This window comes from Bacillus sp. FMQ74 (assembly GCF_001875785.1).
Classification (GTDB): domain Bacteria; phylum Bacillota; class Bacilli; order Bacillales; family Bacillaceae; genus Bacillus; species Bacillus stercoris.
In genome coordinates this window covers 226,081-234,097 of record NZ_MOEO01000007.1, presented here as the reverse complement: position 1 = coordinate 234,097, position 8,017 = coordinate 226,081, and the positions used below count along the sequence as shown (strand labels likewise).

The window sequence follows — 8,017 nt, the reverse complement described above, 5'->3', positions numbered from 1 at the left end:
CCCCCCTAGCCTGATCCAATTCCCTGGGGGTCAAAGTCCCCGTTGGTAAATTGGGGGGGGGTAAAGCGGAATTCCCGGATTTTCGGTTTAGATCCGTCCCGGGGGTCAGTGGTCGACGAAAATTGGGATGCTACCGGGGTCGCCCTTTTTGTCATGACAGGGTACCCAGTAAAGGGCAAATTTTGCTTACCCCCTTCTCGGTTTCCGGCATCCTTAGGTCCAATGATGTGCAATAGTCAAGGTTCCTTGTGGGATTACCCAATTCGGACGGGGTGAGACACCAGCCCCTGTCTTTGCCCGAAGGGCGTCTATTTTAGATTTCAGAGATTCAGCCTGGAAGTTTTCGGGTGTTCGATTAACCACATTCCCCGTTGGGGGCCCCGTCATTCTTGAGTTCAGCTGCGCCGTCTCCCAGGGGAGTCTAATGCGTAGCGCAGCATAAGGGGGGAACCCCCTAACATTAGCATTATCGTTACGGCGTGACTACCAGGTATCTATCCTGTCGCTCCCACGTTTCGTTCTCAGGTCAGTACAGCCAGAGAGTCGCTTCGCCACTGTGTCCTCCACATCTTACGCATTCACCGCTACACGTGAATTCCACTCTCTTTTTGCACTCAAGTCCCCAGTTCCAATGCCCTCCCCGGTGAGCCGGGGCTTTCACATCAGATTAAGAACCGCTGCGAGCCTTTACGCCCAATATTCCGGACAACGCTTCCACCTACGTATACCGCGGCTGTGGCACGTAGTTAGCCGTGGCTTTCTGTTAGGTCCGTCAAGGTACCGCCCTATTCGAACGGTACTTGTTCTTCCCTAACAACAGAGCTTTACGATCCGAAAACCTTCATCACTCACGCGGCGTTGCTCCGTCAGACTTTCGTCCATTGCGGAAGATTCCCTACTGCTGCCTCCCGTAGGAGTCTGGGCCGTGTCTCAGTCCCAGTGTGGCCGATCACCCTCTCAGGTCGGCTACGCATCGTTGCCTTGGTGAGCCGTTACCTCACCAACTAGCTAATGCGCCGCGGGTCCATCTGTAAGTGGTAGCCGAAGCCACCTTTTATGTTTGAACCATGCGGTTCAAACAAGCATCCGGTATTAGCCCCGGTTTCCCGGAGTTATCCCAGTCTTACAGGCAGGTTACCCACGTGTTACTCACCCGTCCGCCGCTAACATCAGGGAGCAAGCTCCCATCTGTCCGCTCGACTTGCATGTATTAGGCACGCCGCCAGCGTTCGTCCTGAGCCAGGATCAAACTCTCCGATAAAGTAGTTTGACTGACTACGCACATCGCTGTGCGATTTATAAAAATGAATTAACAGGTACGTTTTGTCTTGTTTAGTTTTCAAAGATCATTCAATAATGGAGCGGGTGATGAGAATCGAACTCACGACATCAGCTTGGAAGGCTGAGGTTTTACCACTAAACTACACCCGCGTTATATCTTATAATGGCGCGCCCGAGAGGAGTCGAACCCCTAACCTTTTGATCCGTAGTCAAACGCTCTATCCAATTGAGCTACGGGCGCTTATTAAGCGACTTAACTATCATACTATCATTCAAAGTTAAAGTCAAGAAGTTTTTAAAAAGTTTTTTTGAAGCTCGAATCTTTTTCAATTCGACTTTTCTTATTATACACGTTTTTAAAAACTTGTAAACACCTTGGGAAAACTTTTTTTGTTTTCTATTTTGTTTCGTGCTGTTCATCAGCGACGTTTAATAATATACCATGTGTATTTCATTCGGTCAACACTTTTTCTGTATTTTTTTATTTTATTCTTTCACGCTTTATCATGTATAGACTTTATCTCCTTTTACAAAAGATATAAGAAACCAATCACTAGAAAAGAAACGAGGCATGTTATGTATTACTACAAAGAAGAACTGATAAATATCATTAAACCGGATAAGCCAGATCCGGCAGCCGCTAAGGTCTTGCAGGAGATATTAGGCGGTCATTACGGAGAAATGCGTACGATGATGCAGTTTTTTTTCCAAAGCTCTAATTTCAGAGGAAAGCAGAAACAGTACCGTGATTTGCTTCGCGGCATTTTTTTAGAGGAGATTGCCCACGTTGAACTCGTTCAAAACACAATCAATGCTTTATTAAATGAATCAGGCGGTGAAGGTGTCGGCAGTCAAGGTGCAGATCAAGCACCACTTAATGAAGCCGTTAAACATGCTAATCCTCATCATTATATTATTGGGGCGCAAAGTTCCCTTCCCGTTGATGCAGGCGGCAACCCTTGGAACGGGTCATGGGTGTATAACCACGGAAACTTAATTACTGACCTGCTGGATAACTTGCTTCTTGAGTCGACAGGCGTACTTCAAAAAACAAGGATTTATGAAATGAGCTCTAATCAGACATTTCGGGAAACACTTGCTTTTTTGATTGTACGCGACAATGCTCACCAGAATGCATTTGCGAAAGCGCTCGAGACATTGGGCGTTGAATGGGCGAAGCTCCTCCCTGTTCCAAATTATGATATTAACAAATATCCTGAGTGCAGAAAGTATGTTGAATTAGGCTACCATAATGCACAGTTTAACTTCAGGTTGGATGAAACGAGGATCGGCGAAATCTATCAAGGGAAATCTCCAAGCCGAAATGGCGGAGAGTTACAAGTCATAGAGCCTCCGGCAGGGTTTCCTGTACCGATACTTCCTGAAATGCCAAATGAACACAGTCCGGGGTTAGGCGATATGAATGCCTAATCAAGGCAGAAAGGTGCTCAATGAAACTTCTTGAGCACCTTCTTAATTGTGAAAAACCGATTCATTCAACGATTGGCGTTAAAGAATCGCCATTCCATATTTCTCCCTTATTGAGCGTCCAGTTGTCATGATATAAAGCTGAAGCACCCTTGTTTACCGCTGGACTCCATTCATCATTCCATGCGAGAAAGTAAATGGTTTTAGGATATTTTTGTTTTATTGCATTGATGAACAGGCTGTAATCGAAGCTGCCGTTTGCTGTTTGCGGGCCCACTTCTGCAAAAGCAAATGGTTTATTAAGCGCCGTTAGCTGATCATATCCATTTATCGAATAGGCATCTTGGAAATACGCATCTAGTCCGACAATATCTACATAAGACGCACCTGGGTAAAAATCGGTTTTAAAATCTCGGTTGGCGTCAGGAGAGTAAACCCAAAGCAAATGATCAAGTCCTCTTGTGTCGGTCATATAATGATAGATTTTCTTGTAGAGCTGTTTATATAGAGAGATTCTTTCATTATCCTTTTGGTTATATGATGTAAGCCCCCACCAAAACCATTCACCGTTCATTTCATGCAGCGGCCTGAACAGAACAGGCACACCTTGGTTCTCCAGCTCTTGAAGTCCGTCAGCAATTTTGCTGAGCATGGCATTTAGCCGCTTCCCTTCTACTGTTGAAGAATCTAGTATTTTTTTATACTGATCATTTGTAATCGGTGTTTTAAAATGCCCTGACTGAAAAGCAGGGTTCGCCAGGTGCAAACTGATTTGCGGAATTCCGCCATTTTTCCAATACGAAATTAAATCGCTGTTGCAGCTTACATCTATTGAATCTTCAATATTTGCTGTTTCAAGCCACCCTCTGGCATAATCACAGCCGTAAATAGCAGGCGATTGCCCGGCGGCGCTTCGAATTCTATCAGCCTCTGCCATAGAAAATGTGTCATGACTGTAACCTCCGAACGCGCCAGAAAGAACCCTGTTTTCCGTTCGGTTCGGCAGATGAGCAAGCCAATTCATCACTGCTTTTGTTGTCTGCTGGGCATTAGGATTCACAGGAGACACAGTATGCGCTTCAATTGGTTTTGCAAAAAAAGCAGACGCAAGTAAAAATAAAATGAGCAAAGAGATCGTATATTTCTTAACCAAATACAACTCCTCCATTCATTAAGGGTGAGATATCATGAATTCACATGTTCCTTCTATTGAAAATTCACCAAAATGCGCAGGCAGAATAAAGTGTGAGCCTGCAGTGCATTTATACTGATTACCATTATTTAAGATACGTCCTGATCCGCTCAGAACACTCCCCAGCAAATAGGTTTGATGAGAAGGAAAAGAAGCTCGGCCGCTAATCTTCCATTTGTACACTGAGAAATAATCTGATTGCACATAAACAGTGATCTCCGCGTTACCAGCTTCTTTCACTTCGGGTGTATGCGCTTTATCAATATGCGGTATCGTTATGACTTCCATGGCTTTTTCTATATGAAGAGATCTTTTTTCGCCCTGGTCATCACAGCGGTCATAATCGTATACGCGATACGTTGTATCAGAGTTTTGCTGGATTTCAAGGACGAGGGTTCCCTCACATAAAGCATGGAGTGTACCGCTTGGCACATAAAAGAAATCTCCGGGCTTAATTTTGATTCTCCTCAGCAGCCCGTTCCAATCACCGCTTTCTATTCGCTGTTTGAACTCTTCCTTTGTGCTTGCGTGATGTCCCAAAATCAGTTCAGCGTCATCTTTGCAATCCATTATATACCAGCACTCTGTTTTACCAAGATCGCCGTTTTCGTGCAGTTTTGCATAATCATCATCAGGATGAACTTGCACGGAGAGATCCATATTTGCATCAAGCAGCTTTACCAAAAGCGGAAACACCTTACCATCCGGAAACCCGAACACCTCCGGATGATCTTGCCATACTTGATCAAGTGTCTTTCCTGCCAGCGGACCGCTTTTTACAACCGACGGACCATGAGCATGTGCAGAAACGGCCCAGCATTCACCTGTTTTTTCTGAGGGTATTGCGTAGCCGAAAGCATCGTAAAGCTTTGTTCCCCCCCATATTCTTTCTTTAAAGACAGGCTCCAAAAATATAGGGTGCTTCATGATCGCACCTCCCCGGATGCTGACTCTGCTTGCAAGGCCTGTTGCGCTAAAACCAGCGTGCCGATGATTCCTGCGTTACTGCCTAAATGTGGAGGTACTATATAATCACTTATATTTTCCGATAATTCAGAAAAATTTAAGTAGCTGTTCATGATCTTCGGTACATATTGATAGATATAAGGAAACACTTGTTTCTGTTGCATGACGCCGCCGCCAAGAATGATTTTTTTAGGTGCAAGGATCAAAATATACTGAGCCAGCGCTTGGGCAATATAGTACCCTTCCAGTTCCCAGACTTGGGTTAGATCTGATAAATCAGCAGCTTTTTTTCCCCAGCGGGCTTCGATAGCGGGGCCTGAAGCTAAGCCTTCAAAGCAATCTCCATGATAAGGGCACTTCCCTTGGTATACGTCATCCGGGTGCCTCCGGATATAAATATGGCCCATCTCAGGGTGTGACAGCCCCTGAAGGAGCCTCCCCTCTACAATAGCCCCCGCGCCTATGCCAGTGCCAATCGTTATATACAGGCAGCTGTCGAGCCCCTTCGCTTTACCGAAAAGGAATTCACCCAGCGCTGCAGCGTTGACATCCGTACTAAACCCGACTGGGATTTTCATTTCGTTCTTAACGGTTTGTAAAAAGGGATAGTGTCTCCAGCCCGCTTTCGGTGTGGCCGTAATGGTACCGTATGTTTGACTGGTTTTATCGTTATCAACAGGACCAAAGGAGCCGATGCCGATTGCCTGTAATGAAAATTGGCGAAAATATTGAATCACTTTCTCTATCGTTTCATCCGGCATCTTTGTGGGGAATTCTATCCTGTCAATGATCGTTCCATCTTCTCTACCGACAGCACAAACAAACTTTGTGCCGCCTGCTTCAATACCGCCAAGCATGCAGATGGCCTCCTTGTTGTCTCCGCAATCAGCGCCGTATGTTTACAGAAGTCACAACAAACTTGTCATGCCGATGACGTGAAAAGGAATATTCAAATGGAATCCCGGTATCTAAGAAGCCCACATGTTCAACTTCAAGAATTGGATCATCCTGTTTGCAGCCCAGATGCTGCTGGTCAATATGATCAGATTTGCAGGCTCTGATTTTCCGATGCGTTCCGGCGATTTTGAGCTGCAGCACATTTGTAATATGATTGTAGATCGAATCATGAAGGACATCGTCATTAATGCCCGGGATTAAATGCGTCGGCATATATGTTTTTTCCAGTACATAGGGTTCACCTTCTACAATTCGCAGCCGAACGACATAATAAACCGGTGTTTTCTGATCAATAGACAAATGGGCGGCCACTTCCTCAGTGGGAAATTGCACTTCAAACTGAATGACCTTGCTTTTGATTTTTTTATCTTTCAGCAAGTTGGTCAATCCTAGAATCTCATTGCTGACTACATGGACATGGTCATCCTGTATTGCAGATTGAATAATAAACGTGCCATGGCCGCGTTTTCTGAACAGCAGACCCTCGGCAACTAAATTATCCAAGGCTCTCTTCATCGTCATACGGCTTGAGTTAAATTCTTTTGCAAGAGATACTTCATCAGGAATGGGCTGATCGATCGGATATACGTTATTTTTAATTCTATTTCTCATTTCATTTGCAATGATTTCGTATTTATTCATTGGTATCCTCCGGCAGCTGTTAGAGTCTGATATCACATAAGCTTTTACGGATATCATAAGTTCTTTTCCCTATTTCATCAATGTTGCGGTTGTTCGTCATCTCTATTCATCATGATGATTGCCGGAAGATCTTGACCTTAAGAAAATCTAGAAACCGTTTTGCTCAGCAACCGTTTTAAACCATTTTCCGCTCTTTTTGATGGTTCTTTCTCCGTCTTTCTCGAGATTGACAGATACAAACCCGTATCGGTTTTTATAGGCATTTGTCCAAGACCAGTTGTCCATGAACGTCCATAAGTGATAGCCCTTTACGTTCGATCCTTCCTGCATGGCGCGGTGAATCCATTTAAGGTGCTCTTTTATAAATTCAATCCGGTAATCATCCTGAATCATGCCTTGTTCATCCCTGAAGCGCTCTTCGCCTTCAACTCCCATGCCGTTTTCAGAGATAAAACACTCGATGTTCCCGTAGTTTTCTTTTAAATTGACCAAAATATCATAAACGCCTTTTTCATAGATCTCCCAGCCGCGATGCGGATTCATTTTGCGGCCCGGCATGACGTAAGGATCAAAATACCTGTCCGGCAAAAAAGGAGCGTCGGGATTCGGAAGATGTTCTTTTGCTTTCACACGTCTCGGCTGGTAATAATTCACTCCCAACAGGTCAACCGTGTTCTTTTTGATGATGTCAAGATCTTCAGGGTTGTAATCAGGCATAAAGCCTTCATTCTTCAAAATGTCGACCAGCTCTTTTGGAAATTCACCTTTGACAGATGGGTCTAAAAAGGATCTGTTAAAAAACGCGTCTGCGATTTCCCCGGCTTTCACATCCGCCGGATGGCTGCTTCTCGGGTATGATGGGGTCAAATTTAAAATGATGCCGATTTTTCCGTCCTGCTCCATCTCCCTGTAAGCCTGAATCGCGCGGGCACTTGACAGCATCGTATGAAATCCAACCTGGACAGCCTCTTTAAAGTCGACCTTGTTTGGATAATGAAAATCATATAAGTAGCCGCCTTCTACGGGAACGATTGGTTCATTATGTGTGAACCATTTTTTCACTCTGCCGCCAAACAAACGGAAGCATGTTCTTGCATAGTTTTCATAAGCGTCAACCGTCTCTCTGTTTACCCAGCCGCCGATTTTTTGAAGCGCCATCGGCATATCAAAATGAAACAAATTGACAAAAGGTTCAATTCCGTTAGCGATCAACTCATCAATGACATTGTTATAGAAATTTACGGCTTTATCGTTGATCTCGCCTGTTCCGTCTGGTATTAAACGCGACCAGGAAATCGACATCCGGAACGAGTTGTGGCCAAGCTCCTTCATCAGCCTGATATCTTCTTTATAATTGTCGTAAAATTGGGATGTGGCCGCGGGTCCGACATGGTCAAAAAAACGATGCGGTTCTTTCTCATACCAATAATCCCATATATTCTGCCCTTTTCCGTCTCTGTCGGCGGCACCCTCCGTTTGTGTTGCTGAAGCGGATGATCCCCACCAAAAATCCTTTGGAAAACGATATTGTTCTGTTTGTGTCAAGTCTCT

6 protein-coding genes, 2 tRNA genes and 1 other annotated feature are annotated in these 8,017 nt (G+C 44.7%); of the genes, 1 reads left to right on the top strand and 7 read right to left on the bottom strand.

Annotated features, from left to right (window positions below; all coding sequences use genetic code 11):
• Positions 1-332: 332 nt before the first annotated feature.
• Positions 333-1,261 (bottom strand) — a sequence feature (16S ribosomal RNA rRNA prediction is too short).
• Between the two features lie 96 nt (positions 1,262-1,357).
• Positions 1,358-1,431, bottom strand: a tRNA-Gly gene (locus BLL41_RS15165).
• A gap of 14 nt (positions 1,432-1,445) precedes the next feature.
• A tRNA-Arg gene (locus BLL41_RS15160) sits at positions 1,446-1,522 on the bottom strand.
• A gap of 335 nt (positions 1,523-1,857) precedes the next feature.
• Between BLL41_RS15160 and BLL41_RS15155 the strand changes: the two genes are divergently transcribed.
• The gene (locus BLL41_RS15155; protein ID WP_071578491.1) at positions 1,858-2,712 is read left to right on the top strand and encodes a manganese catalase family protein; all 855 of its coding nucleotides are present in this window, start codon (positions 1,858-1,860) and stop codon (positions 2,710-2,712) included.
• Positions 2,713-2,773: 61 nt separating this feature from the next.
• On the opposite strand, the gene gmuG is transcribed toward BLL41_RS15155, so the two are convergent.
• The 5 genes from gmuG to gmuD all read right to left on the bottom strand — a co-directional run bounded on the left by gmuG (position 2,774) and on the right by gmuD (position 8,011).
• Positions 2,774-3,862, bottom strand: coding sequence for a mannan endo-1,4-beta-mannosidase (gmuG, locus tag BLL41_RS15150; protein WP_071578490.1), 1,089 nt, complete (start codon positions 3,860-3,862; stop codon positions 2,774-2,776).
• Positions 3,863-3,880: 18 nt separating this feature from the next.
• Entirely contained in the window at positions 3,881-4,828 is a 948-nt protein-coding gene (gene manA / locus BLL41_RS15145) for a mannose-6-phosphate isomerase, class I (protein ID WP_071578489.1), read from the bottom strand.
• Entirely contained in the window at positions 4,825-5,724 is a 900-nt protein-coding gene (locus BLL41_RS15140) for an ROK family protein (RefSeq protein ID WP_071578488.1), read from the bottom strand. Before BLL41_RS15140 ends, manA begins: the two co-directional genes overlap by 4 nt.
• Positions 5,725-5,752: 28 nt before the next feature.
• Complete coding sequence (gmuR, locus tag BLL41_RS15135; RefSeq protein WP_003234096.1) at positions 5,753-6,466, bottom strand: transcriptional regulator GmuR; 714 nt, start codon at positions 6,464-6,466, stop codon at positions 5,753-5,755.
• Between the two features lie 147 nt (positions 6,467-6,613).
• On the bottom strand, positions 6,614-8,011 hold the full coding sequence (gene gmuD / locus BLL41_RS15130; protein ID WP_071578487.1) for a 6-phospho-beta-glucosidase GmuD: 1,398 nt from the start codon (positions 8,009-8,011) through the stop codon (positions 6,614-6,616).
• Positions 8,012-8,017 lie beyond the last annotated feature (6 nt).

Coding starts and splice junctions, on each gene's coding strand:
- gmuR (WP_003234096.1), bottom strand. CDS start 6,466: ATGAATAAATACGAAATCATTGCAAATGAAATGAGAAATAGAATTAAA.
- BLL41_RS15140 (WP_071578488.1), bottom strand. CDS start 5,724: ATGCTTGGCGGTATTGAAGCAGGCGGCACAAAGTTTGTTTGTGCTGTC.
- BLL41_RS15155 (WP_071578491.1), top strand. CDS start 1,858: ATGTATTACTACAAAGAAGAACTGATAAATATCATTAAACCGGATAAG.
- manA (WP_071578489.1), bottom strand. CDS start 4,828: ATGAAGCACCCTATATTTTTGGAGCCTGTCTTTAAAGAAAGAATATGG.